Source organism: Amycolatopsis sp. cg9 (genome assembly GCF_041346945.1).
Classification (GTDB): domain Bacteria; phylum Actinomycetota; class Actinomycetes; order Mycobacteriales; family Pseudonocardiaceae; genus Amycolatopsis.
In genome coordinates, this window is sequence record NZ_CP166850.1 from 2222288 (window position 1) to 2246467 (window position 24180).

Annotated in this window: 23 protein-coding genes; 14 read left to right on the forward strand and 9 right to left on the reverse strand. The window is 71.9% G+C overall.

The genetic code is table 11. The annotated features are described in order from the left end of the window. The first annotated feature begins 131 nt into the window (after positions 1-131). The 5 genes from AB5J73_RS10355 (at position 132) to AB5J73_RS10375 (ending at position 4975) form a co-directional block, all read left to right on the forward strand. Positions 132-821, forward strand: a complete 690-nt coding sequence (locus tag AB5J73_RS10355; protein WP_370969477.1) for a type VII secretion system-associated protein — start codon at positions 132-134, stop codon at positions 819-821. Positions 822-920: 99 nt separating this feature from the next. Further along, positions 921-1721 (forward strand): lysozyme, encoded by an 801-nt coding sequence (locus tag AB5J73_RS10360; RefSeq protein ID WP_370969478.1) that lies wholly within the window; start codon positions 921-923, stop codon positions 1719-1721. 193 nt (positions 1722-1914) lie between these two features. Then, positions 1915-2784: a lysozyme gene (locus AB5J73_RS10365; RefSeq protein WP_370969479.1), complete on the forward strand. Its 870-nt coding sequence runs from the start codon at positions 1915-1917 to the stop codon at positions 2782-2784. A 174-nt stretch (positions 2785-2958) separates the two neighbouring features. Next, positions 2959-3867 carry a hypothetical protein gene (locus tag AB5J73_RS10370; RefSeq protein WP_370969480.1) on the forward strand — a complete coding sequence of 303 codons (909 nt, stop codon included), beginning with the start codon at positions 2959-2961 and terminating at the stop codon, positions 3865-3867. A 4-nt stretch (positions 3868-3871) separates the two neighbouring features. After that, a complete protein-coding gene (locus AB5J73_RS10375) occupies positions 3872-4975 on the forward strand; it encodes a pentapeptide repeat-containing protein (RefSeq protein ID WP_370969481.1) in 1104 nt (367 codons plus the stop codon). 37 nt (positions 4976-5012) lie between these two features. On the opposite strand, the gene purL is transcribed toward AB5J73_RS10375, so the two are convergent. Beyond that, the gene (purL, locus tag AB5J73_RS10380) at positions 5013-7295 is read right to left on the reverse strand and encodes a phosphoribosylformylglycinamidine synthase subunit PurL (RefSeq protein WP_370969482.1); all 2283 of its coding nucleotides are present in this window, start codon (positions 7293-7295) and stop codon (positions 5013-5015) included. Positions 7296-7573: 278 nt separating this feature from the next. Here purL and AB5J73_RS10385 point away from each other — a divergent pair, with 278 nt between their 5' ends. The 4 genes from AB5J73_RS10385 to AB5J73_RS10400 all read left to right on the forward strand — a co-directional run bounded on the left by AB5J73_RS10385 (position 7574) and on the right by AB5J73_RS10400 (position 11978). Continuing rightward, positions 7574-9211, forward strand: coding sequence for an ABC transporter transmembrane domain-containing protein (locus AB5J73_RS10385; protein WP_370969483.1), 1638 nt, complete (start codon positions 7574-7576; stop codon positions 9209-9211). After that, positions 9208-10953 (forward strand): ABC transporter ATP-binding protein, encoded by a 1746-nt coding sequence (locus AB5J73_RS10390; RefSeq protein WP_370969484.1) that lies wholly within the window; start codon positions 9208-9210, stop codon positions 10951-10953. Before AB5J73_RS10385 ends, AB5J73_RS10390 begins: the two co-directional genes overlap by 4 nt. A gap of 62 nt (positions 10954-11015) precedes the next feature. After that, positions 11016-11444 (forward strand): pyridoxamine 5'-phosphate oxidase family protein, encoded by a 429-nt coding sequence (locus tag AB5J73_RS10395; RefSeq protein WP_370969485.1) that lies wholly within the window; start codon positions 11016-11018, stop codon positions 11442-11444. Between the two features lie 84 nt (positions 11445-11528). After that, positions 11529-11978: a hypothetical protein gene (locus AB5J73_RS10400; RefSeq protein WP_370969486.1), complete on the forward strand. Its 450-nt coding sequence runs from the start codon at positions 11529-11531 to the stop codon at positions 11976-11978. Positions 11979-12021: 43 nt separating this feature from the next. Here the strand turns inward: AB5J73_RS10400 and purQ are convergent, their stop codons facing one another. Together purQ and purS are read right to left on the reverse strand one after the other, a co-directional pair. Beyond that, entirely contained in the window at positions 12022-12699 is a 678-nt protein-coding gene (purQ, locus tag AB5J73_RS10405; RefSeq protein ID WP_370969487.1) for a phosphoribosylformylglycinamidine synthase subunit PurQ, read from the reverse strand. Next, complete coding sequence (gene purS / locus AB5J73_RS10410; protein ID WP_086861396.1) at positions 12696-12935, reverse strand: phosphoribosylformylglycinamidine synthase subunit PurS; 240 nt, start codon at positions 12933-12935, stop codon at positions 12696-12698. The genes purQ and purS overlap by 4 nt, the downstream gene beginning before the upstream one ends. Before the next feature lie 167 nt (positions 12936-13102). Between purS and AB5J73_RS10415 the strand changes: the two genes are divergently transcribed. Continuing rightward, entirely contained in the window at positions 13103-14671 is a 1569-nt protein-coding gene (locus AB5J73_RS10415; RefSeq protein WP_370969488.1) for a GMC family oxidoreductase, read from the forward strand. Here AB5J73_RS10415 and AB5J73_RS10420 read toward each other — a convergent pair. Next, the gene (locus tag AB5J73_RS10420; protein WP_370969489.1) at positions 14668-16164 is read right to left on the reverse strand and encodes an aldehyde dehydrogenase family protein; all 1497 of its coding nucleotides are present in this window, start codon (positions 16162-16164) and stop codon (positions 14668-14670) included. The two genes, AB5J73_RS10415 and AB5J73_RS10420, sit on opposite strands and share 4 nt — an antisense overlap. Positions 16165-16197: 33 nt before the next feature. Continuing rightward, positions 16198-17337, reverse strand: a complete 1140-nt coding sequence (locus AB5J73_RS10425) for an MFS transporter (protein ID WP_370969490.1) — start codon at positions 17335-17337, stop codon at positions 16198-16200. Between the two features lie 61 nt (positions 17338-17398). On the opposite strand from AB5J73_RS10425, the gene AB5J73_RS10430 reads away from it, so the two are divergent. Together AB5J73_RS10430 and AB5J73_RS10435 are read left to right on the forward strand one after the other, a co-directional pair. After that, entirely contained in the window at positions 17399-18331 is a 933-nt protein-coding gene (locus AB5J73_RS10430; protein ID WP_370969491.1) for a DUF5937 family protein, read from the forward strand. A 38-nt stretch (positions 18332-18369) separates the two neighbouring features. After that, complete coding sequence (locus tag AB5J73_RS10435; protein ID WP_370969492.1) at positions 18370-19005, forward strand: MBL fold metallo-hydrolase; 636 nt, start codon at positions 18370-18372, stop codon at positions 19003-19005. A gap of 48 nt (positions 19006-19053) precedes the next feature. On the opposite strand, the gene AB5J73_RS10440 is transcribed toward AB5J73_RS10435, so the two are convergent. The 3 genes from AB5J73_RS10440 to AB5J73_RS10450 all read right to left on the reverse strand — a co-directional run bounded on the left by AB5J73_RS10440 (position 19054) and on the right by AB5J73_RS10450 (position 21204). Beyond that, positions 19054-19749, reverse strand: coding sequence for a DUF2334 domain-containing protein (locus AB5J73_RS10440; RefSeq protein WP_370969493.1), 696 nt, complete (start codon positions 19747-19749; stop codon positions 19054-19056). A 74-nt stretch (positions 19750-19823) separates the two neighbouring features. Next, complete coding sequence (locus tag AB5J73_RS10445) at positions 19824-20288, reverse strand: NADPH-dependent FMN reductase (RefSeq protein WP_370969494.1); 465 nt, start codon at positions 20286-20288, stop codon at positions 19824-19826. Further along, positions 20209-21204, reverse strand: a complete 996-nt coding sequence (locus tag AB5J73_RS10450; protein ID WP_370969495.1) for a phosphoribosylaminoimidazolesuccinocarboxamide synthase — start codon at positions 21202-21204, stop codon at positions 20209-20211. The genes AB5J73_RS10445 and AB5J73_RS10450 overlap by 80 nt, the downstream gene beginning before the upstream one ends. A gap of 47 nt (positions 21205-21251) precedes the next feature. On the opposite strand from AB5J73_RS10450, the gene AB5J73_RS10455 reads away from it, so the two are divergent. Further along, a complete protein-coding gene (locus AB5J73_RS10455; protein WP_370969496.1) occupies positions 21252-22058 on the forward strand; it encodes an S-adenosyl-l-methionine hydroxide adenosyltransferase family protein in 807 nt (268 codons plus the stop codon). Here AB5J73_RS10455 and AB5J73_RS10460 read toward each other — a convergent pair. Beyond that, positions 21941-22822, reverse strand: a complete 882-nt coding sequence (locus AB5J73_RS10460; protein ID WP_370969497.1) for an MOSC domain-containing protein — start codon at positions 22820-22822, stop codon at positions 21941-21943. The two genes, AB5J73_RS10455 and AB5J73_RS10460, sit on opposite strands and share 118 nt — an antisense overlap. 150 nt (positions 22823-22972) lie before the next feature. Between AB5J73_RS10460 and AB5J73_RS10465 the strand changes: the two genes are divergently transcribed. Next, the gene (locus AB5J73_RS10465; protein ID WP_370969498.1) at positions 22973-24166 is read left to right on the forward strand and encodes a glycosyltransferase; all 1194 of its coding nucleotides are present in this window, start codon (positions 22973-22975) and stop codon (positions 24164-24166) included. The last annotated feature ends 14 nt before the right edge of the window (positions 24167-24180 follow it).

Here is a 24180-nt window from a genome sequence, read left to right on the forward strand (position 1 = left end):
ACCAAGGATGAACCTCATTCAGCCGTCGGCCGACGCAAGTGTCGCCGCAGGACCGCAACCTGCGGTCCGTGGCGTCGGCCTGACCAGAATGAGGTTCAGTTTTCAGGCACACCCGAGAACATGGGGATGAGATGGCGCAGCGGGACGAGGCGGATCGGATGGTTTCGCAGCAGCCCACCGGAAGCGGGCCCGATCGCCCCGGCAAGCACAGCCGCGCGGCGCGGCGAAGCGGCCAGCAGGCCCGGCGTTCCGGCAAGCACGGCACGCCCGAGATCACCGCGGAGATGCGGGCGAACGCCCGCGCCAACCCCAACAGCTGGCTCTACGTCATCGACGAGGCCTTCGACCCGAACGGGCCGGTCCCGTCGTGGGCGGTCGTCGGCGCCTACCCGGTGAACGGCGTCGGCGACGTCGTCGCGGACTTCCACCCCAACGACCGCTACCGGCCTTCGCCGAAAGCGCTCGGCTTCCCGGACCCCGCGAACGACCTCGAGCAGCTGCTGCAGCTCGTCCGCACCGAGCACCGCCCGCCGTCGGACCTGCCGAAGGTCGTCCTCGACTCGACGCTGTTCGTCTACGCGATGTCGCCGGTGCAGCGCACGGTGATCGGGTTCCACAACACCGACGGCCGGGTGATGGTGCCGGCGTACACCCGCAAGGCCCTGGTGCCGAACGAGTGGCCGCACGCCCGCGCCGTGCTCGGCCGCGACATCGTCAGCCTGCTCGGCGGTCACCCGGTCGCGATCAACCCGCACGACCTGATCACGGCGGTCGTGCCGGCCGAGCACCTCCTGAAGGCGATCGCCGACGAACAGCGCTGACCTGCGGGTTTAACCCCATCGAGTGACCACCCGAGTCGCCAATCCGGTGACTCGGGTGCATCGTGAGGCTGGATAAGTCTCGCGAGAACGGTGGGGAGCATGAGGGTGAAACGTCGCGCATTGCTACCCCTCGCCGCCGCGGTGCTGCTCGTCGCCGGCCAGACGCCGGCGAAGGCCGAGGACGGTTACGCCGGAGCCGAGGAGCACTACGCGGGTTCGCAGATCGCCAAGGTCGAAGGCGTCGGCGCGGTTCCCGGCGTGCTGTACGGGTCCGACGACCAGCAGCTCGGGCACGACGTCAGCGGGCACCAGGGCCCGGTCGACTGGCCGGGCGCGGCGCGCTCCGGCGCCAAGTTCGTCTACGTCAAGGCGACCGAGGGCACCGGCTTCGTCAACCCGCAGTTCGCGCAGCAGTACAACGGCTCCTACGACGCGGGCCTGATCCGCGGCGCCTACCACTTCGCCCGGCCGGACATCTCCGACGGCGCGTCGCAGGCGCGGTACTTCCTCGCCCACGGCGGCGGCTGGTCGGCCGACGGCCGGACCCTGCCCGGCGCGCTCGACGCGGAGTACAACCCGTACGGCGAAACCTGCTACGGCAAGGACGCGGCGGGGATGGTCCGCTGGATCAGCGACTTCTCCGAGACCTACCGCGCGGCGACCGGCCGCTACCCGACGATCTACACCTCGACGAGCTGGTGGAAGCGCTGCACCGCCAACAACGGCGGGTTCGGCGACAACCCGCTCTGGATCGCCCGCTACAACACCTACATCGGCGAGCTGCCCGCCGGCTGGGGCGTCCACACGATCTGGCAGTTCGCCGACCGCGGCACCCTGCCCGGCGACCAGAACTGGTTCAACGGCTCGGCCGACCGGCTGCGCGCGCTCGCGCTGGGCTGAACGGCCCAGCACCCGCGGTAATAGGTGTTAACCAGTAACGAATTGAAGATCGACTTCCCGAGAAAATCACCCACGCGTATACCCAATTTCACGAAACTGAGTGACAAACCGCCACCTCGTCCTCAACAATCGTGCCCGGGCGGCTACCTGCACATAGCCGCCCTCAGCGAGGGTTCTGTGAAGGGATTCCATCATGTCCACTTCCCGAAGAGGGCGGCTGTTCGCCGCCCTGGTCGTCCCGGCCACGCTGCTCCTGCTCGGCAGCACGGCGCAGGCGGCGACGTTCTCCCCCGAGGCCGACCCGGTCGCCGCGATCAACGCGGACATCGCGCAGCACAACCACGAACTGGGGTCGCAGATCCGGCGCGTCGAAGGCGACAAGTCGACACCGGACACGCAGAAGGCGGCTCAGCAGCCGCAGCCCGCCCAGGCGATCCCCAACCAGGTGCTCGCCACCGTCGCCGGCATGGACGTCGCCAGCTACCAGGGCAACGTCGACTGGGCGAACTGGTGGAACCAGGGCAAGCGGTTCGTCTGGACCAAGGCCACGGAGAGCACCAGCTACACCAACCCGTACTTCGCGCAGCAGTACAACGGCTCCTACAACCAGGGCTTCATCCGCGGCGCGTACCACTTCGCCACGCCGAACACCGCGAGCGGCGCGGCGCAGGCCAGGTACTTCGTCGCCCACGGCGGCGGCTGGTCGAAGGACGGCAAGACCCTGCCGGGCGCGCTCGACATGGAGTACAACCCGTACGGCGCGACCTGCTACGGGCTGAGCAAGGCCGGGATGACGTCGTGGATCCTCGACTTCCACGACACCTACCACTCCCTCACCGGCCGGTACCCGGTGATCTACACGTCGACGAGCTGGTGGAGCAGCTGCGTGAGCGGTGACTTCTCCAGCACGGCCCCGCTGTGGGTCGCGCGGTACGCGTCGTCGGTGGGCACCCTGCCGTACAACTGGAGCTACTACACCGTCTGGCAGTACACCTCGAGCCCGCTCGACCAGGACACCTTCAACGGTGCCTACGACCGGCTCCAGGCACTCGCCAACGGCTGACCCGCACCACCCCGGCTCCCGGATCGTGACGACTTCGCGTCGGCACGGCCGGGAGCCGGTTTCATGCCGTACCGTCCGAGCTTGCAGAATGCTGCTCACACGTCCTGGGGAACCGCACGCGTCCACCGGACGTCGGAAAGCGGACGAACACCCAGCGCCCGGAAGGCATGAAAGATGACGTACCCGCCTCAGCCGGGCCAGCCCGGCCAGCCCGATCCGTACGGCCAGCAGCCGCAGTCCGGCGGCTTCCCGCAGCAGCCGTACCCGCAGCAGGGCGGGTGGGACCCCAACCAGCAGCAACAGCCGTACCCGACGCAGCAGTACCCGCAGGGCTGGGACCCGAGCCAGCAGCAGCAGGGTTACCCGTCGGGCGGCTTCCCGGCGAGCCCGCAGCCGCAGTGGGGCGACGCGGGTACCCAGCAGCAGTCGGCGTGGGCGGACCCGAACGCGCAGCAGTACGGCCAGCAGGCCTGGGACCCGAACCAGGGCGGCCAGATGTCCGGCTGGGACCCGGCGACCGGCGGCTACGCGCAGGGCTTCGGCGGACCGCCGGCCCCGCCGAAGAAGAGCAAGACCGGGATGTGGATCGCCGTCGGCGCCACCGTGGTCGTCGTGCTGGCGGCGCTGGGTGTCACCGGCTTCGTCGCGCCCGGGTTCTTCCTTTCGAAGGACGACAACACGAACGTCGCGGCGCCGCCGTCGTCGAGCACGTCCGCGAAGCCGACGGCGCCGAAGACGACCACGCCCAAGAAGACGACGACGCCGACCTCCAAGCCCCCGTCGGGCTCCGACGCTTCGGACGCCAAGGCGGTCCTGCAGGGCTTCATCGACAAGCTGAACGCGGACGACAAGGCCGGCGCGCTCGCGCTGGGCTGCTCCGACTCGAAGGACCTGCTCGACTCGTGGCTCGACACGTTCCTCAAGCCGCCGTTGAAGCTGACGCTCGGCGAGGTGCCGGACGACGAGTACCTGGTCGAGGGCCAGGTCACCGGGACGTCCGCCGGCAAGAACGTCAAGGGCACGCTGAGCGCGACGAACTTCGACGACAAGGGTTTCTGCGTCAGCACCATGCTGGTGTCCTGAACGCGTGAAGCTGTGGCGATCACCGCTGGCGTGGACGTTCTTCGCGTCGCTGGTGCTGTTGCTCGGGGTCGGCGGCTGGCTGCTGACCGACCCCGCCACCAGCCGCAGTGACGCGCTGAAGACGGGCGGCCTCGCCGGCGGTGCGATCGTGGCGCTGTACGCGCTGTGGCTCAACGACCGGCGCCGCCGGGTCGAGGAACGCCGCCAGGACATCGAGCGCCGCCGACACGAACTCGAGTCGCAGCGCGCGGAACAGGACCGCGAGCGGGTGGCGGACGAGCGGTTCGCGAAGGCGGTCGAGCTGCTCGGCCACGCCGCGGACCAGGTGCGGGTGGGCGCGCTGCACGCGCTGGCGGGGCTGGCGCGGAACCGTCCGGAGTACACGCAGACGGTGCTGGACGTGCTGTGCTCGTACCTGCGGCGGCCGTTCGAGCACCCGCGGTACGAAGAGGAGCTCGACCGCAAGGATCGCGACGGCACGCGGGGCACGCCCGAGCAGGAGCAGGAGCTGCAGGTGCGGCTCACCGCCCAGCGGCTGATCAAGGATCTGCTGCCGCCGGCGTCGTCGCCGGACGCGCTGGACTACGACCTCGACCTGACCGGCGCGGTCGTCGAATACCTCGATTTCTCCGGGCGCCGGATCGGCGGGATGCTGCTGCGGTACGCGGCCCTGTACAGCAGCACCAACTTCAGCGGCTGCCGGTTCACCGGGAAGGTGTACTTCACGGCCGCGGGCACCGGCCAGGGGCGGCTGATCGGGTACTTCCGGTGCCGGGGCGCGGTTTTCGAGAGTCACGCCTGGTTCAGCGGCACGCAGTTCGCCGAGCTGACGGACTTCACGGACACGACGTTCGCCGGGCCGACGACGTTCAAGGACGCCGAGTTCGGCAACGACGCGCTGTTCGGCGGGGTGCAGGCGACGGGGTCGCTTGACCTGCGGCGGGCCTGCTTCCGGGGGCAGACCGATCTGCGGTTCGCCTCGCTGCCGGCGGCGGTTTCGCTGTACAACACGCGGGTGCGGGCGGAGAAGGACGTGCAGCTGCCGTCGGCTTGGGACGTCGAGGAACTCCACGACGGGGACCTGCGGGTCGTCGCCAAGCGGGGCTGAGCGGAGGGCACCGGCCGGAGCCGGCGCCCTCCGGTGCTCAGTCGAACAGCGCCGGCAGGGCGCCTTCCCAGACCTCGCGCAGCTCGTCCAGCGTGAACTCCGTGATGCCCTGCAGCTCCAGCGTGCCCGACTCCGGGTCGACCACGCCGGTCTTGCGCCAGGGCAGGCCGCGGGCCGTGCACATCTCCGTGAAGCGCAGTTCCTCCGTGCGCGGGACCGCCACCAGTACGCGGCCGGCCGACTCGGAGAACAGCTGGACGAACGGGTCCTGGTCGGTGTCGAGGAAGACCCGGGCGCCGCACTGTCCGATCAGGACGGTTTCGACCAGCGTCTGGATCAGGCCGCCGTCGGACAGGTCGTGCGCCGCCGAGATCATGCCGTCGCGGGAGCCCGCCACCAGGATCTCGCCCAGCAGCTTCTCGCGGGCCAGGTCGACGCGCGGGGGAACACCGCCGAGGTGGCCGTGGAGCTCGCGGGCCCAGGCCGAGCCGTCCAGCTCGTCGTGCGTTTCGCCCAGCAGCAGCAGGGTTTCGCCGGCTTCCGCGCCGATGCCGGTCGGGATGCGGCGGGTGACGTCGTCGATCACGCCGAGGACGCCGATCACCGGGGTCGGCAGGATCGCCGTCGAACCGGTCTGGTTGAAGAAGCTCACGTTGCCGCCGGTCACCGGGATGCCGAGCTCGACGCAGCCGTCCGCGAGGCCGTGGACCGCCTGCTCGAACTGCCACATCACGCCCGGGTCGGTCGGGGCGCCGAAGTTCAGGCAGTCCGAGACCGCGACCGGGGTCGCGCCGCCCGTCGCCACGTTGCGGTACGCCTCCGCCAGCGCCAGCTGCGCGCCGCGGTACGGGTCGAGGTAGACGAACTTGCTGTTGCAGTCCGTCGCGACCGAGACGCCGCGGCCGGACGACTCGTCGATCCGGATCATGCCCGAGTCCGACGGCTGCGAGAGCACGGAGTTGCCGCGCACGTACCGGTCGTACTGCGAGGTCACCCATTCCTTCGACGCCTGGTTCGGCGACGAGATGAGCTTGAGGACGTCCGCGCGCAGTTCGTCCGGTGTGGACGGACGCGGCAGCTTCGCGGAGGTGTCCGCGACCAAGGCGTCCTGAGTGGACGGGCGCTCGATCGGCCGGTCGTACACCGGGCCCTGGTGCGCCACGGTGTGCGCCGGGACGTCGACGACGACCTCGTCGTTCCACGTGATGACGAGGTGCTCGCCGTCGGTGACCTCGCCGATGTCGGTGGCGATGACGTCCCACTTGCGGCAGACCGCCATGAACGCCTCGACGTTCTCCGGCGAGACGACCGCGCACATGCGCTCCTGCGACTCGCTGGAGAGCACCTCGGCGGGCGTCATCCCGTTGGCGCGCAACGGAACGCGGTCGAGGTGGATGTGCATGCCGCCGTCGCCGGCCGCGGCCAGCTCCGACGTCGCGCAGGACAGCCCGGCGCCGCCGAGGTCCTGGATGCCGACGACCAGCTTCTGCGCGAACAGCTCGAGGCAGCACTCGATGAGCACCTTCTCGGTGAACGGGTCGCCGACCTGGACGCTCGGGAGCTTCTTGCGGCCGCCCGACGATTCATCACCCGAGAAGGTGTCACTCGCCAGGACGGAAACGCCGCCGATGCCGTCGAGGCCGGTGCGCGCGCCGAACAGGATGATCTTGTTGCCGGTGCCGGACGCGAACGCCAGGTGCAGGTCCTCGACGCGCATCGCGCCGACGCACAGGGCGTTCACCAGCGGGTTGCCGGCGTAGGACGGGTCGAAGACGAGCTCGCCGCCGATGTTGGGCAGGCCGAGGCAGTTGCCGTAGCCGCCGACGCCGGCGACGACGCCGGGCAGCACGCGCTTGGTGTCGGGGGCGTCGGCCGGGCCGAAGCGCAGCGCGTCGGCGACCGCGAGGGGCCGCGCGCCCATCGCCATGATGTCGCGGACGATGCCGCCGACGCCGGTCGCGGCACCCTGGTACGGCTCCACATAGGACGGGTGGTTGTGGCTCTCCACCTTGAAGGTGACCGCCCAGCCCTCGCCGATGTCGACGACGCCCGCGTTTTCGCCGATGCCGGCCAGCATCTTGGCCTTCATCTCGTCGGTGGCGGTCTCCCCGAAGTACCGCAGGTGCTTCTTCGACGACTTGTAGGAGCAGTGCTCGCTCCACATCACCGAGTACATGGCCAGCTCGGCGTCGGTGGGCCGGCGGCCGAGGATTTCCCGGATGCGGGCGTACTCGTCGTCGGCAAGGCCCAATTCGCGATACGGCTGGGTGTGCTCCGGGGTCGCCCCGGCGCGCTCGGTGGTGTCAACGGTGCTGGTCACGGTGTCCGTGTCAGGGTTCGCCACGGCCGCCAGGATACGGGCCGCCCGGTGGCGCCCCGGACGGTGGGCCACCGAAATCGGACGGCCCCCGGCCGGTGTGAGCGGCGCAACACCCAAGCGCCCCAATGTGGCGTTCGGTGCGTCCAGCGCACCCAATGTGGCGTTCGGTGCGTTGGACGCAACCAACGCCACATTGGGGCGCTCCGGACCGGGCACCTGGCGTGGGCGGCGGGAAAATCGGTCGCCTTCGCCCGGGTGTCGGCTTAACGTCGAGAATCGTGCTTTCCGCCACATACCCCCTTCCGCCGCTGCGGCTGCCCGCACGGCCGAGCGCGAGCCGCTTCCTGCTCGCCGTCTTCCGGGCCCGGCTCGGGACGGTGCTGGGCGCGGCCGCGATCGGTGTCGTCTGGGCGCTTCCCGGTGCGCTGCTGCCGCTGGTCGTCGGCCAGGGCATCGGCGCCATCGGCGCGCACGACGGCGCCGCCGTCGGGCGCTGGGCGCTCGCGGCGGCCGTCCTCGGCCTGGTGCAGACGGTCTTCGGGACCTGGCTGCACTTCCTCAACTACGGCCTGTGGCTGCACGGCGCGGGCACGACGCAACGGGCCGTGTCGGCGCACACCACCCGCGTCGGCGCCGGGCTGCGCGAGCAGACGACCACCGGCAACCTCGTCGCCGTCAGCACCACCGACATCAACCACATCGGCAACACCGTCGAGATGACCGGGCGGGCGGTCGGCTCGCTGCTGGCGTTCGTCGTGGTCGCGGTGTGGCTGGTCTCGACGTCGCCGCTGCTGGGCGTGGTCGCGCTCGTCGGCGTGCCGGTCGCGGTGCTCGGCATCGGACCGCTGCTCGCGCCGCTGCAGAAGCGCAAGGCGAAGCAGCGTGAGCAGCGCGGGGACGTCAACGCGCTGGGCGCGGACATCGTGTCCGGCCTGCGGATCCTGCGCGGCATCGGCGGCGAGCGGCGGTTCTTCGCCCGCTTCCGCGAGACGAGCCAGCGGGTGCGGCGGGCCGGCATCGAGGTCGGCAAGGCCGAGGCGTGGCTGGCCGCGGCGGAGATCGCGCTGCCGGGCCTGGTCACCGTGGTGATCACCTGGCTCGGCGCGCGGCTGGCCGTGGCCGGCTCGATCGACGTCGGGCAGCTGGTGGCGTTCTACGGTGTTTCGGCGTTCCTGATCTGGCCGGTCACGGCCGCGACGGAGGCGGTCGGCTCGATCACGTCGGGGCTGGTCGCGTCGCGGAAGGTGGTGGCGCTGCTGCTGGCGATCCGCCCGAAGCTGGCGGACCCGGAGAACCCGGTGCCGCTGCCCGAAGGGCCGCTGGAGCTGGTGGACACCGAGTCCGGCGTCCGGGTCGCGCCCGGCCGCCTGACGGTCGTCGACTTCGGTGCCGACGGCGAAGCGGTGGCGGACCGGCTGGCCCGGTTCGCCGACCCGGCCGACGGCGAAGCGGTGCTGGTCGGCGGCGTCCGGGCGGACCACGTCGCGCTCGCGGAGCTGCGGCGGCGGGTCGTCTACGCACACAACCAGGACATCTGGTTCTCCGGTGTGCTGCGCGAGCAGCTGGCGCCGGCGCGGGAGACCGGCGTGGGCATCACCGAAGCGCTGTCCGCGGCCGACGCCGACGACATCGTGGCGGCGCTGCCCGACGGCGTCGACGAGGTGATCGGCGAGCGCGGGCGCGAGGTGTCCGGCGGCCAGCGGCAGCGGCTGAACCTGGCCCGCGCGCTGGCGGCCGACGCCGACGTGCTGGTGCTGGACGAGCCGACGTCGGCGGTCGACGCGCACACGGAGGCCCGCATCACCGAGCGCGTCGCGGCGCTTCGCCGCGGCAAGACGACGGTGGTGTTCAGCCAGAGTCCCTTGTGGACACACGTGGCGGACGAAGTCTTCACGGCGAAGGTGGTGACGGTGTGAAACGGCTCCCCACGGCGTCCCGGCGGGACGTCCGCCGCTGGGCGCTGCGGACGGCGGTGCTCCACAAACGCGAGTTCGGCCTGCTGCTGGGCTCGCTGGCGGTGGCCACCCTGATCGGGCTGGCCGGGCCGCAGCTGCTCGGCGCGCTGGTCGACGCCGTCGCGGCCGGCACCACCACCGGCCACGTCGACGTGCTCGCGGCGGCGTTCGTCGGGATCCTGGTCCTGCAGGCGCTGGCGCGGAAGGTCGCGCGGATGCGCGGCGCGGTGTTCGGCGAGCTGGTGCTGGCGAACACGCGCGAAGAGTTCGTCGGGACGGCCCTGCGGCTGCCGCTCGGCACCGTCGAAGCGGCGGGCACCGGCGACCTGCTCAGCCGGGCCACCACCGACCTCGGCCGGATCGACCACGCGGCGCGGTTCGCGGCGCCGGAGATCCTGGTCGCGGTGGTGACCGTGGTGTTCACGGTGGTCGCGATGGTGCTGACGTCGCCGCTACTGGCGCTGGGCCTGCTGGTCGCGGTGCCGCTGCTGGTGCCGGTGAACGTCTGGTACCAGCGGCGGATCCCGGCGGTCATGCAGTGGATGCTGGACCGCTGGGCGGACCTGACCACGAGCGTGCACGAGACGGCCGAGGGCGCGCGCACGGTGGAGGCGCTCGGCCTGACCGACCGGCGGGTCGGCGCGGCGTACGACGCGCTGGACCGCAGCATCTACGGCGAGCGCCGGATGCGGGCGCTGCAGCTGCGCTGGCTGCCGTCGCTCGAGATCAGCTACGTCGTGCCGATGGCGGTCATGCTGCCGCTCGGCCTGCTCGCCCACACGCGGGGCTGGGCCGGGCTCGGCGAGATCACCACGGTGCTGCTGTACATGCAGGCGATGGCGGCGCCGCTGAACGAGGCGCTGTTCTGGCTGGAGGATCTGCAGGTCGCGGCGGCCGCGGCGCGCCGGATCCGCGGCGTCCACTCGGTGGCTTCCGAGGGGGCGCCGAAGGTGACGGAGGTACCGCGCGGGCGTGACATCGACGTGCACGACGTCCGGTTCGCCTACACCGCCGACCGCGAAGTGCTGCACGGCATCGACCTGCGGGTGCCGCGCGGCGAGCGGCTGGCGATCGTCGGGCCGTCCGGCGCCGGCAAGTCGACGCTCGGCCGGCTGCTGGCGGGCATCGCGGCGCCGTCGTCGGGCTCGGTGCGGATCGGCGGCCAGGACGTCTCGGCGCTGGCCGACGACGTCCTGCGCGGCGAGGTGCTGCTGCTGACCCAGGAGCACCACGTGTTCTCCGGGACGCTGCGGCAGAACCTGGCGCTGCCGGCCCGGCGCTCGGGTGGCGACTGGCCGGACGAGGAACTGCTGGCCGCGCTGGCCTCGGCGGGCGCGTCGGACTGGGTCGCGTCGCTGCCGTCCGGGCTCGACACGAAGCTGGGTTCCGGCGAGCACCCGGTGCCGGCGGCGATCGCACAGCAGCTGGCGCTGGCGCGGGTGGTGCTGGCCGACCCGCACACGCTGGTGCTCGACGAAGCGACGTCCCTGCTGGACACGGGTTCGGCCCGGGACCTGGAGCGGTCGCTGAACAGCGTGCTGTCCGGGCGGACGGTCATCGCGATCGCCCACCGCCTGCACACGGCCGCGGCGGCCGACCGGGTCGCGGTGGTCGAGGACGGCCGCATCACGGAGCTGGGCCCGCACTCGGCCTTGCTGGCGGCGGGCGGTTCGTACGCCCGCTTGGTGGCGGCGGCTTCGTAGTCCGGAATGTCCGGACGCGGTGGCGTGTTGCTCCCCGGTGTCAACGGACGCTGGGGAGTGACATGTCGTCTTTCGTGATGACCGTGGCGGAACGCGAAGAGTTCCTGAGCGGGGCGCACATCGGGGTGCTGGCGGTGGAGCGCGCGGGCCGGGCCCCGCTGGCGGTCCCGGTTTGGTACGACTACTCGCCGGGCGGCGAGCTGCTGATCTGGATGGAGCGGGACACGGTCAAGGACCGCTCGATCCGCGCGGCGGGGCGGTTGAGCCTGGTGGCGCAGGACGAGACCCCGCCGTACCGGTACGTGACGGTCGAGGGGCCGGTGGTGGCGAACGACTCGCCGCCGACGCGGGAGCAGGCGCTGCGGATCGCGCACCGGTACTGGCCGGCGGAGCAGGCGACGGCCTATGTGGACGCGTCGCTCGGGGAGCGGTCGGTGCTGGTGCGGGTGCGGCCGGAGAAGTGGCTGTCGAACGACCAGAGCAAGACCTGAGGGCTCGCCGCCTCAACCGCGGAGCCGGTCCGGGCGTGTCAGCGGTGCCGGGGCACGCCCGGTCCGACCTGAGGGAGAAGCCGGATGACGTCGACACGCCTTGCCCTGCGAACCGGGGCGGTCGCCGCCGGAATCGTGATCACCGTGGCGGCCACGCCGGCCGCCGCGGCCGGCTGGCCGAACGACAGCTTCGACCTGTGCCCCACGACCTGCGCCATCGGCGGAACCATCGGCGGTGTCGCGTGGGGCAACCGGACCGCGGAGGTGCAGGGAAGCATGACCGACATCGAAGGTTCCGGCACGACCGTCTTCTTCGAGGCCTACTCCGGCTCGGTGAAGATCGACAGCACGACCCGGACCACGCCCGCCGACAAGACCGAGCCGTTCCACTTCACGATCGGGGACCCGGACCGCGTCGGCGGGTTCGACCGCCTCAAGATCCAGGTGTGCCAGGGGCGCAGCACACCCGCCTGGTGCAGCAGGCCGGTCAACGCGGACCGCGACGGGGTCGCCGAGGCGCTGAGCAGCCTCTGACCGCGACCAGCCGGGGCGCCACCGGCACCCCGGCTGCTTCGCGTCAGGCCTTGACCAGCGCGTCCACCGCGCTGAAGAACATGCCCAGCCCGTCGTCCGACGGCCCGGTCAGCGCGTCGATCGCGTGCTCCGGGTGCGGCATCAGCCCGACGACCCGGCCGTTCTCGCTGCGGATGCCCGCGATGTCGTTGCGCGAGCCGTTCGGGTTGCCACCCACGTACCGGAAGACCACGCGGCCCTCGGCCTCGAGCTCGTCCAAAGTGGACTGCTCGGCCATGTAGCAGCCGTCGATGTTCTTCATCGGGATGAGGATCTCGGCGCCTTCGTCGTACCGCGTCGTCCACGCCGTGCCGGTGTTCTCGACCCGGAGCCACTGGTCGCGGCAGATGAAGTGGAGGCCCTGGTTGCGGATCATCGCGCCCGGCAGGAGCCCGGCTTCGCACAGGATCTGGAAGCCGTTGCAGATGCCGAGGACCGGCATGCCGCCCCGCGCCGCCTCGATCACCGGGGTCATCACCGGGGCGAAGCGGGCGATCACGCCCGCGCGGAGGTAGTCGCCGTACGAGAAGCCGCCCGGGACGACGACCGCGTCGACGTCGTGCAGGTTCTCGTCCGCGTGCCACAGCGGGACGGCCTCGGCGCCGGCGTAGCGGACCGCGCGGGCCGCGTCGCCGTCGTCCAGGGTGCCCGGGAAGGTGATGACGCCGATGCGCGCGCTCACGCCTCCACCCGCTTGATGGTCCACTGCTCGATCACCGGGTTCGCGAGGAAGCCTTCGGCGATCTTCTCCAGCGTGGCGTCGTCGACCGTGTCGTCGACCTCGATCTCGAAGTGCTTGCCCTGGCGGATCTCCTTGATCCCGGTGAAGCCGAGGCGGCCGGCGGCGCCGAGCGCGGCCTGCCCCTGCGGGTCGAGGATTTCGGGCTTCGGCATGACGTCGACGACGACTCGGGCCACGGCAGGCTGCTCCTTATTCACGCAGGTCGTGGGTACCGGGCCAGCATAGTTGACACCGATTGCCGCACTCGCGCCCAGGTGGCGAGGGCCACCGGAAAACCTAGACTGGCCGAGGGCGCGGCGCTGCGCCATGATGAGTCGTTGACATCTCGCCAACAGGAGGCACCGTGGCCGTCCAGGAGTCCTTCGACTACGTCATCGTCGGCGCCGGCAGCGCGGGCTGCGTGCTCGCCAACCGGCTCACCGAGGACCCGTCGGCCCAGGTCCTGCTGCTCGAAGCGGGCAGCGAGGACACCGCGGACGAGATCCACATCCCCGCCGCGTTCCCCTCGCTGTTCAAGACCAAGTGGGACTGGAACTACGAGACCGTCGAGCAGAAGCACACCGGCAAGACGTCCTATTGGCCGCGCGGGAAGGTGCTCGGCGGCTGCTCGTCGATCAACGCGATGATCTACATCCGCGGCAACCGCGCCGACTACGACGGCTGGCGCGATTCCCACGGCGCCGAGGGCTGGGGCTGGGACGACGTCCTCCCGTACTTCAAGCGAGCCGAAGGCAACCAGCGGCTCGGCGGGCCGCTGCACGGCACCGACGGCCCGCTGCACGTCGAGGACCGGCGGTTCACCCACGAGCTGTCGCACGCCTGGGTCGACTCCGCCGTCTCGTGGGGCCTCAAGCGCACCGACGACTTCAACGGCGAGAGCCAGGAAGGCGCCGGCGTCTACCAGGTGACCTGCAAGAAGGGCCGCCGCTGGTCCACCGCGGACGCCTACCTGCGCCCGGCGCTCGAGCGGCCGAACCTCACCGTGAAGACGTCCTCGCCCGCGACCCGGATCGTCTTCGAAGGCACCCGCGCGGTCGGCGTGTCCTATTTGGACAACGGCGTGGAGCGCACCGCGCACGCGTCGGCCGAGGTCGTCCTCTCCGGCGGGGCGATCAATTCGCCGCAGCTGCTGATGGTTTCCGGCGTCGGTCCGGCCGAGCACCTGCGCGAGCACGGCATCGACGTCGTCGCGGCGCTGCCCGGCGTCGGCGAGAACCTGCACGACCACCCGGCCTGCGGGATCATCTGGTCCACGCGCGGCACCACCGACCTGGTCGACGCGGCGACCCCGCGCGGCCTCGTCCGCTACCAGCTGACCAAGCGCGGGCCGCTGGCGTCCAACATCGGCGAAGCGGGCGCGTTCTTCCCGACCGGCGACGGCCTGCCCGCACCGGACATGCAGATCCACGTGGCGCCGACGTTGTTCTACGACAACGGCTTGCGCGAACCGACGGTCCCGGGCTTCACGTCGGCGGCGACGCTGGTGGACGTCGCGAGCCGCGGCCGGCTGCGGCTGAAGTCGGCGAACCCGTTGTGGAAGCCGGAAATCGACCCGGCGTACTACGCGGAGCCGAAGGACATGGAGACGATGATCGCCGGGCTGCGCGCGCTGATCGACATCGGGAAGTCGGGGCCGCTCAAGCGGTTCCTCGACCAGCCGTTCCTGCCCGCGCGGCACGATCTGAGCGATTCCGAGCTGGCCGACCACATCCGCGAGAACACGCAGACGCTCTACCACCCGGTCGGGACCTGCTCGATCGGCACGGTCGTCGACCCGCAGCTGCGGGTGAACGGCGTCGAGGGCCTGCGCGTGGTCGACGCGTCCGTGATGCCCGTGGTGCCGCGGGGCAACACGAACGCGCCGACCGTCATGGTCGCGGAGAAGGCCGCGGATCTGATCCGGGGCCGCTAGCGCTTGCCGTGCAGGATGGTCACCAGCTTGGCGACCAGCGCGTCCGTCGATTCCTTGCGGGTGAACGACGTCAGCGTCAGCGGGGCCGTGAAGCGCTGACGGGCGATCGCCTTCGTGCGGGCGAACTCGCGCAGCCCCTCGGGGCCGTGGATGCGCCCGAAGCCCGAGTCGCCGACCCCGCCGAACGGCAGGGACGCGATGCCCGCGAACGACAGCGGCGCGTTGATCGCCGTCATGCCGGTGCGCAGCTTCTCGGCCAGCTCGACGCCGCGCGACTTCGAGAAGACCGTCGAGCCGAGGCCGTACTTCGTGCTGTTGGCCAGCTCGACCGCTTCGTCCATGTCGCGGACCTTCGCGATCGTCACCGTCGGGCCGAAGGTCTCCTCGGTGACCGCCTCGGAGTCCTCCGGGACGTCGACCAGCACCGTCGGCTGCGCGTAGCGGTCGCCGACCGCGTCCTCGCCGCCGAGGACCGCCTTGCCGCCGCGGGCCAGCGCGTCCTGGATGTGGCGCTTGATCACGCCCAGCTGGGACGGCATCGTCACCGGGCCGTACTGCGCGGCCTCGTCCGAACCCGCGCGGACGTCCTTGGACTTCTCGACGACCTTCGCGACGAACGCGTCGTGCACCTTCTCGTGGACGTACACGCGCTCGACGCCGATGCAGGTCTGACCGGAGTTGGAGAAGGCGCCCCACACGGTGGCGTCGGCCGCGGCGTCGAGGTCGGCGTCCGCGTCGACGAGCACCGGGTCCTTGCCGCCCGCCTCGATGACCACCGGGGTGAGCGTCTCGGCGGCAGCGGCCATGATGCGCTTGCCGGTCGCGGTCGAGCCGGTGAACGCGATCTTGTCGACGCCGGCGCCGACCAGCGCCGCGCCGGTCTCGCCGAAGCCGGTGACCAGCTGCAGCACCGGCTGCTCCGGGACGATCTCGGCGAACGCGTCGACCAGCCACTTCCCGACGCCGGGGGTGTACTCGCTCGGCTTGAAGACGACGGCGTTGCCCGCCGCGAGCGCGTACGCGATCGAGCCGAGCGGGGTGAACACCGGGTAGTTCCACGGGCCGATCACGCCGACGACGCCGAGCGGCTGGTACTCGACGGTGGCGGCCTGGTTCGACATCAGCAGCCCGGCCGAGCGCTTCTGCTTGCCGAGGATCTTCTTCGCGTGCTTGCCCGCCCAGGCGATGTGCTCGATGGCCAGGACGCTCTCGAGCTGCGCGTCGGCGATCGGCTTGCCGGTCTCGTCGCGGACCACCTGGCACAGCTGCGGCAGCCGGCGCGTCAGCACGCCCTTCCAGCTCTTCAGCCGCTCCGCGCGCCCGGCGAAGCCGAGGCCTTCCCACCACAGCGCCGCGACGCGCGCCCGCTCGACGGCCGCCTTCACGTCGTCCGCCGTGTGGATCGGGTAGGTTCCGACCACCTCGTCGGTCGCCGGGCTGAGCGAGTCGAAGGTTTCGCCGACCGACGTCGGCTTCGGCTGGACGGCAGTCATCGGCGTCTCCCGTGGGTCGAGGTTCAGCCCAGGTTACGACGTTACTGACACTGTGCCAATAGCTCGCGCGGGCTTCACCACCAGCATTCCACCGGCGATCGCCGCGGCAAAGACACCGAACAGCGGGGCGAGCCACAACGGCAGCACGCCGACCGCCAGCGAGCCCAGCCCGAACCCGCACGCCTGCACGGTGAAGCTCAGCGAGAACCCCGCTGACCTGCGGTTCTTCGGCAGGAGACGCTGGAGGTTGACCGACGTCGCGGCGACCAGCGGCCCGGTGCACCCGCCGATGACCGCGATCGAGGCGATCAGCCCGGGCCAGCCGAAATCGGCCGCGAGGGTGAGCCCGCCGGCCACGAACCCGGCGAGGAACAGCCGCGGGTCGCCGGTCTTGCCGCGCCACGCGTAGAGCGCGCTGCCCAGGATGCTCGCCCCGCTGAGCACGGCGATGACGACCGGCGCGGTCGTTCCCGGCGCGCCGAGGCGCTGCACCAGCGGCAGCGGCGCGACCTCGATCGTCGAGAGCAGCAGCCCGACGGTGAACGCGCAGCACAGCCACGGCAAGTAGGCGAGGAGCCGCGCGGGCGGGACGTCGACGGCGGACTCCACCCGATCGGGGACACCCGCGCGACGCGGGACGAGCGCGGCGGCGGCCACGCAGGCCACGGCCATGGCGGCCACCGGGACGACCGGGCCGGCCAGGTCGAGCACCGCGACCAGCGCCGGGCCGCCGATCAGCACGCCTTCGAGGAGCATCGCGTCGACGGAGATCGCGCGGGGCAGCAGCTCGTCGTCCACCGTGTCGGCCAGCAGCGTCCGGAAGCCGCCGGACAGCGCGCCGGCGGAGATCCCCGGCAGCACCACGAGCCCGACGAGCACGGGGGTGGGCGCGTCGGCGGCCAGTGCCAGTGCGGCGAACCCGGCGGCGGTGAAGAGCAGCAGCGCCGTCAGGCCGCGCGCGGGGCCGACGCGGTCGAGCAGCCGCCCGACCGGCACGGCGCCGGCCATCTCGGCGGCGACGAAGACCGACATGAGCACGCCACCCAGCCGGTACGAGCCGGTCGTGGCCGTCGTGAGCAAGGTGAACGCGAGCGGCGCCATGGTCGCCGGGAGCCGGGCGAACTGCACGCCTGCCGACCAGCGCCAGTAGGCGCGATGGGTGAACAACGACATGTCGGCACCCTCTCCGGCGGCGTTCGTGCGGCACACTCATTCGGGTGAGAGCGAATCGGCGATGATCGAGCTCGTCCTGACCGCGGCCGGGAGCCAACGCGTCCGGTTCGCGATTTCGCCGCTGGAAGAGGTGCTCGGCGCCGTCCAGACGCTGCTCGGCGTCCGCGCGCACCCCGCGCACCCGCCGTGGCTGTCCGATCTTCCCGACGTCCCCGAGCTGGCCGCGGTGCTGAGCGCGCGGCACTACATCACCGAGTTCCTGAGCCCGCCGCCCGACGGCCCGGAGACGACGGCTTCGGCTCAGCTGCGGGCCGTGCGCGCGACACCGCCGGCCCAGGTGGCGCTGGAGCTGGGGATGGTCGACGCGGACCTGTCGCTGCTGCCCGACGATCCGGCGACCGCGCGCGACCTGCTCGCCGACCAGCTCGAGACCGTGTGGCACGCGCTGCTCGCGCCGGAGTGGCCCCGCCTGCGCGAACTGCTGGCGGCGGACATCGCGTTCCGCACGCGGCAGCTGGGTTCGGGCGGCACCGCGTCGATGTTCGCGGAGCTGCACCCGCGCGTCCGGCTCTCGGGGACGTCGGTGCTGGTCGACGTCCGGGCCCGCGAGCGGCTGGAGATCGACTCGCGCGGGCTCCTGCTGATCCCGGCGGTGTTCGCGTGGCCGGGCGTCGGGGTGGTGACGGTGCCGCCGTGGCAGATTTCGGTGTTGTACCCGGCCCGCGGGGTCGCCTCCCTGTGGACGGCCGAGACGGCGGCACCGGAGGCCTTGTCGGAGATCCTCGGCCGCACGCGGGCACTCCTGCTGACGACGCTGGACCGCCCGGCGGCGACGACCGAGCTCGCCGCCCGGCACGGCCTGGCACCGGCGACGGTGTCGGCGCACTTGACGGCGTTGCGCGGCGCGGGGCTGCTGGCTTCGGAGCGGCGGGGACACCGGGTGCTGTACCGCCGGACGGAACTCGGCGACGCCTTGCTGGCGGGGAAGCTTTGACTAGGCTGGAATCGTCCACCTGCGAAGGAGAACCATCGATGCGTATCGTCCATTTCGGACACGCCTGCCTGCTCCTGGAGACCGGCGCCGAGCGGATCCTGATCGACCCCGGCGCGTTCTCCACCGGGTTCGAGGGTGAGCGGGAACTGTCCGCCGTGCTGGTCACGCACCAGCACTTCGACCACCTCGACGTCGAGAAGCTGCCGAAGATCCTGGAAGCCAACCCGGAGGCGAAGCTGATCGTCGATCCCGGGTCCGCCGAAGCCGTCCAGAAGCTGGGGGTTCCGTTCGACGTCGCCAACGTCGGGGACGCCTTCGCGGTCGGGGACACGTCCGTCAAGGCCGTCGGCGGGGAGCACGCCGTCATCCACTCCGACATTCCCGTCATCCCGAACATCGGGTACGTCTTCGACGACGGCGCCTTCTTCCACCCCGGTGACTCGTTCTTCGTGCCGGAGCAGAAGATCGACGTGCTGGGGCTGCCCACCGGGGCGCCGTGGCTGAAGGCCGGGGAAGCGGTCGACTACCTGCGGGCCGTCGCGCCGCGAGTGGCCGTGCCCATTCACGAGGCCGTGCTCGCCAACCCCGCCATGCACTACGGCCTGTTCGGCAACCTCGCGCCCGAAGGCACCGAGGTCAAGGTGCTCGACCGGGGCGAACCCGCGAAGTTCTAGGACACCCCCCACCGAGGGCTGCGCCCGCGGCCGGCATCGGAACCTGGCTCAGGCCGCGACGGTGCGCAGCGAGCCGTAGGTGGCGCCGAACGCGCGGTTCTCCAGCGCCACGTCGACGGCGTCGAGGAGCGCCTGCCGGAGGCCGGGGCGGGTGAGGTCCGCGGCTTCCACCCCCAGCCGGACCAGCCCGCCCCGGCGGGCCGCGCGCGCCGCCGCCAGCACCAGCGCGAAGCAGCGCACCGTCTCCGTGCGGTGCGACTGGCTCGTGAACTCACTCACGCGGGCGCGGCGCACCTCGCCGGTGACGAGGTCCCGCACCGCACCGAGGTCGGCGCACAGCCGGAAACCGTGCTCGGCCAACGCCTGCAGCGTGCCCTGCGACGCGACCCAGCGCGGCGGCGCGAAGCCGTCGACGTCGAGACCGGCGGTGTCCAGCAACGCCTTCGCCGCGATCAGCCGCAGCCGGGCCTCGTGCGCCGGCAGCGTCGCGAACTCCGCCTTCTTGCCCAGGTACACCGTGCGGTGGGTGGGCGCGACGGTGTGGTCGTAGCCGTGCAGCAGCACGGAATCGCCGCCGCGGGTGCGGGTGCGCACCCACTCCGTCACCGGGCCTTCGCCGGTGCGGGCGGCGTACAGCAGTGACAACGGCACTTTGCGGCGGTCGAGCTCGGCCGCGAGGTCGGCGCACCGGTGCAGCGTGCGCGGGGTGATTCCCGACAGCGAAACCAGCAAGCGAGCGTCCACGCCACCATTGGGACGCACGCGGCTGAAACTCCCGTGAACTGCGCAGAACGGGCCGGCGACCGTTGCCGGAAGCGTCAGCTGCCCTCGCGCAGCAGCTGCACGGCCATCGCGATCCGCCCGCGCAGGTCGGGGTCGGCGACCTGGCCGTCGGCGACGTCCGCGCGGGAAACCGGGATCCGGGCGCACGCCTCGTCGACGATCTTCGCGCCCGCGTAGGTCAGCACCTTGCGCAGCGAGTCGTGCGCGTCCCGGCCGCCGGTCGGCGCCGCGATCGAGGACGCGTTGATCCACGCCACCGGCTTGCCGTAGATCTCGCCGCCGCCGACCGTCCAGTCCAGGAGGTTCTTGAACGAGCCCGGCAGCCCGCCGGCGTACTCCGGCGTGCAGATCAGGATCGCGTCGGCTTCCTTGATCGCCTGCCGGAGCGAAGCGACCTCCGGGTGCAGCGGGTCGCGGTCGTCATCGGGGTTGAAGTGCGGCAGCTCGCCGAGGCCGGTGTAGGTCGTGCTCGTGGTGAGGGTCGCGACGGTCCCCAGCACCGCCGCATTGCCCGAGCCTGCTCGCAGGCTGCCGCAGATCAGCAGGATCACGCGGCCAGTCTGCCAGGGAAAGCCCGGTGATGCGGTGGTACGCCTCGATGTACCGGTCGCGGGTGGCGGTCACCACCGCCGGGGGCAGCGGCGGCAGCGCGGACACGCAGTCCCAGCCCGACGACGGGCCGACCAGCCAGTCGCGCACGTGCTGCTTGTCGAACGACGGCCGCGGGCGGCCCGGCCGGTGATCGCCGGCGAGCCAGTAGCGCGCGGAATCCGGGGTCAGCAGCTCGTCCGCGAGCACCAGCCCGCCGCTCGCCCCGATGCCGAACTCGAACTTCGTGTCCGCGAGCAGCAGGCCCTGCTCCGCGGCCCGCGCGGCGCCCCGGCGGTACAGCTCCAGCGACGCCTCGCGGACCTCTTCGGCGAGCGCGCGGCCGAGCACGGACGCGAAGGTGTCGAAGTCGATGTTCTCGTCCGGTTCGCCGGGCCGCGCCTTGGTGGACGGCGTGAAGATCGGCTCGGGCAGCCGGGCCGCCTCGGGCAGCCCGGCCGGCAGCCCGAGCCCGCAGACCGCGCCGGACCGGCGGTAGTCGGCGTACCCGCGGCCGGTCAGGTACCCGCGGACGACCGCCTCCACCGGCAGCATGTCGAGCCGCTCGACCAGCAGCCCGCGGCCGCGGAAGGCCGCGGGCACCAGCGGGCCGTCGGAGGCCACCAGGTGGTTCGGCAGGACGTCGGCGAGCTCGCGGAACCAGAACGCGCTCATCGCGGTGAGCACCCGGCCCTTGTCCGGGACGGGGGTGGGGAAGACGCGCTCGAAGGCCGAAATGCGGTCGGACGCGACGACCAGCAGGTGGTCGTCGCCCACGGCATGGAGGTCGCGGACCTTGCCGGTGGTGAGGGTGGGGAGGGGTGTCACGCACTGAACCCTAACCGGCACCCTCCGCCACCATGGATGATGCTGGCATGGCGTACGACTGGATCTCGGTGACCACCGACTACGGCCTGCGCGACGGCTTCGTGGCGGCTTGCCATGGCGTGATCGCGCGGCTCGCGCCCGCCGTGCGCGTGATCGACGTGACGCACGAAGTGCCGCCCCAGGACATCCGGCACGGGGCCATGGCGCTGGCCCAGACGGCGCCGTTCCTGCCGCCGTCGGTGCACGTCGCCGTCGTCGACCCCGGCGTGGGCACCACCCGGCTCGGCGTGGTCGTGGTCGCCGGGGAGGGGCTGCTGGTCGGGCCGGACAACGGCCTCCTGCTGCCGGCCGCGCACGCGCTGGGCGGGATCCGGGCGGCCTACGAGCTGGCCGAGCCGTCGCTGCGGCTGCCGGTCACGTCGGCGACGTTCCACGGGCGGGACGTCTTCGCCCCGGCGGCCGCGCACCTGGCGCTGGGGGTGGCACCTTCGGACTTCGGCGACCCGGTCACCGACCTGGTCCCGATGCCGGAACCGTTCGTCGCGGCCTTCCCCGGGAAGCTGGTGTCGGAGGTGCTGACCGTCGACCACTTCGGCAACGTCCAACTCGCCGCGACACCGGCCGACCTCGAGCTGTCCGGGTTGACCGGCGCGGTTTCCGTGCACAGCGAGCGGGTCGCGGTGACGACGGTGCTCGGGCGGACGTTCGCGGACGTCCCCGCCGGCGCGAGCGTGCTCTACACCGACTCGGCCGGACGGCTCGCGGTCGCCGTCAACGGCGGTTCGGCGGCCGCGGTGCTGGGGCTCGGGCCCGCCCAGGAGTGCACGATCACCTCGTCGCCCACGGCCAGCTGACCCGGGCGCAGCACCGCGGCCTTCATCCCGAAGACCACCCCGCCGTCGGCGTGCCGGCGGTAGGTCGCCAGCGTGCGGATCGGCTCCGGGCCGGCCTTCTCGCCGGTCTCCTGGTCGACCATCGGCACCGTGCAGCGCACGCATTGCTTGGCGTAGCCGAACTCCGCGGTGCCCACCGCCATCGCGCGGACTTCGTCTTCGGTGTGCGGCTCGAGCCAGCCGGAGACGACGACGTTGGGGCGGAAGCGGTCCATCGGCACGGGTTCGCCGCCGCGTTCGAGGATGCGGGCGTTCAGTCCGTCCAAAGAGGACTCCGAGGCGACGAGCAGCGCGTGCCCGTCGGCGAACGCGGCCGTGCCCGGGTGTTCGCCGCCGGTGACGCGCTCGTGGTCCGGCGCGACCCCGATCAGCACCGACGGCAGGCCGAGCAGGTCCGAGAACCATTCGGCTGCGGCCTTCCCCTGGTGGACACCCTCGCCCTGCCAGGAGAACGTCGAACCCGGGTGCCGGGGACCGTCGCGGCGGATGTCGAGTTCGAGCTCGCCGTGGCCCGGTGCGGACAGCGCGAGCCGGTCGCCGAGCACCCGCGGCCGGACCGCGGCCAGCACCGGGTAGCGGCGCTGGCTGCGGAAGTCGCCGTCCGGGGCGACGACCTGGAAGACCCGATCGTGCGCCAGCCCGGCGGGCCCGGCCTCGGCGGACGGCACCGAAGTACCGGCACACCCCTTGACCGGGTAGTACGTCAGCCGCGCGATCCTCGCCATGCCCGCAGGCTACCCGGGGGCCACCCGGAGGACGGACCGCATTTCCGGAGACGCCCGGCCGCGGTGGCCGGTGCCACGCTCTTGTCGCGCGAGTCAGGAGAGGATCGGTCGGTCACCATGCCTTCGGACCATGCTCGCCCACGGATCTCCGTGGTCATCCCCACGTACAACCGCTGCGAGATGCTGCGGACCACCCTCGAACACCTGACGCGGCAGCAGCTGCCGCCGGGGGAGTTCGAGGTGATCGTCGCGGACGACGGGTCGTCCGACGCGACGAGGGAGGTGGTCGAGTCCTTCGCGGACCGGCTGCGGGTGAAGTACCACTTCCAGGAGGACCTCGGGTTCCGGGCGGGCACCGCGCGCAACGCGGGGGCGGCGCTGGCCACCGCGCCCATCCTGTTCTTCCTGGACACCGGGCCGCTGTTCGGCACCGACCTCCTGCTCCGCCACCTCGCGGCGCACCGCGACGACCGGGAACGCCGGGCGGTCATCGGGTACGCGCACGGGTACAGCCCGGAGAAGGACACGTCCTGGGTCACCGAAGCCGTGGAGCGGCTCGGACCGGAAGAGACCGTCGCGCGCTACGCCGACGACCCGGATTTCCGGGACGTCCGGCACGAGCAGCTGATGGACGTCAAAGCCGGTACCGACCTCCTGCCGTGGCGGCTGTTCTGGACCATCAACTGCTCCATGCGCCTGGCCGACTTCCGGGCGGTCGGCGGCTTCGACGAGCGGTTCCACGGCTGGGGCGGGGAGGACACGGAGCTCGGCTTCCGGCTGTCCCGCCACGGCGTGCGGTTCGAGGTCTCCGAGGACGCCTGGGTGGTCGACCTGCCCCACGAGCGGGAGCAGTTCGACCTGTGGGAGCAGTTCGCCCAGAACATGCTCCACTTCCTGGCCCAGCACCGGGAGCCGGTCGTCGAGATCGGCTGGGCGCTGGCCGTCAAGCACCTCTTCATCAGCTACGAAGCGGACTACCGGGCTTTGGTGGAGTGGCAGGAGCGGGCGCGCGGCACGGATGTGGCGGCCGAGCTGGCCGAGGCCGTGCGGAACCTTCCCCCGGGCGCGAAGATCGCCGTTCTCGGCGCCGGCGGGGAGATCCCGGCCACCGTGCCGCCCGCGATCCTGCTGGACTTCGACGCCGCGCTGCTGGCGGAGGCGACCGCGTCGGGCCGGCACACCGGGCACCACACCATGGGTCTGCGCACGCCGTTGCCCGACCAGTCCGTGGACGTGGTGATCGTCACGTCGCGGATGGCCGGGCTGTGGGACCGGTGGCGGAGCGAACTGCTGGCCGAAGCCCGCCGCGTCGGCCGCGAAGTGCACGTACCGACCGGGTTCTGAGCGCGGGCACGCCC

What these genes read in the sequence shown, in the direction of transcription:
- AB5J73_RS10370 (WP_370969480.1), top strand. Translation starts at nt 2,959, where the DNA reads ATGACGTACCCGCCTCAGCCGGGCCAGCCCGGCCAGCCCGATCCGTAC.
- AB5J73_RS10395 (WP_370969485.1), top strand. Translation starts at nt 11,016, where the DNA reads ATGTCGTCTTTCGTGATGACCGTGGCGGAACGCGAAGAGTTCCTGAGC.
- AB5J73_RS10365 (WP_370969479.1), top strand. Translation starts at nt 1,915, where the DNA reads ATGTCCACTTCCCGAAGAGGGCGGCTGTTCGCCGCCCTGGTCGTCCCG.
- AB5J73_RS10420 (WP_370969489.1), bottom strand. Translation starts at nt 16,164, where the DNA reads ATGACTGCCGTCCAGCCGAAGCCGACGTCGGTCGGCGAAACCTTCGAC.
- AB5J73_RS10400 (WP_370969486.1), top strand. Translation starts at nt 11,529, where the DNA reads ATGACGTCGACACGCCTTGCCCTGCGAACCGGGGCGGTCGCCGCCGGA.
- AB5J73_RS10430 (WP_370969491.1), top strand. Translation starts at nt 17,399, where the DNA reads ATGATCGAGCTCGTCCTGACCGCGGCCGGGAGCCAACGCGTCCGGTTC.
- AB5J73_RS10455 (WP_370969496.1), top strand. Translation starts at nt 21,252, where the DNA reads ATGGCGTACGACTGGATCTCGGTGACCACCGACTACGGCCTGCGCGAC.
- AB5J73_RS10425 (WP_370969490.1), bottom strand. Translation starts at nt 17,337, where the DNA reads ATGTCGTTGTTCACCCATCGCGCCTACTGGCGCTGGTCGGCAGGCGTG.
- AB5J73_RS10435 (WP_370969492.1), top strand. Translation starts at nt 18,370, where the DNA reads ATGCGTATCGTCCATTTCGGACACGCCTGCCTGCTCCTGGAGACCGGC.
- AB5J73_RS10360 (WP_370969478.1), top strand. Translation starts at nt 921, where the DNA reads ATGAGGGTGAAACGTCGCGCATTGCTACCCCTCGCCGCCGCGGTGCTG.
- AB5J73_RS10355 (WP_370969477.1), top strand. Translation starts at nt 132, where the DNA reads ATGGCGCAGCGGGACGAGGCGGATCGGATGGTTTCGCAGCAGCCCACC.
- AB5J73_RS10460 (WP_370969497.1), bottom strand. Translation starts at nt 22,822, where the DNA reads ATGGCGAGGATCGCGCGGCTGACGTACTACCCGGTCAAGGGGTGTGCC.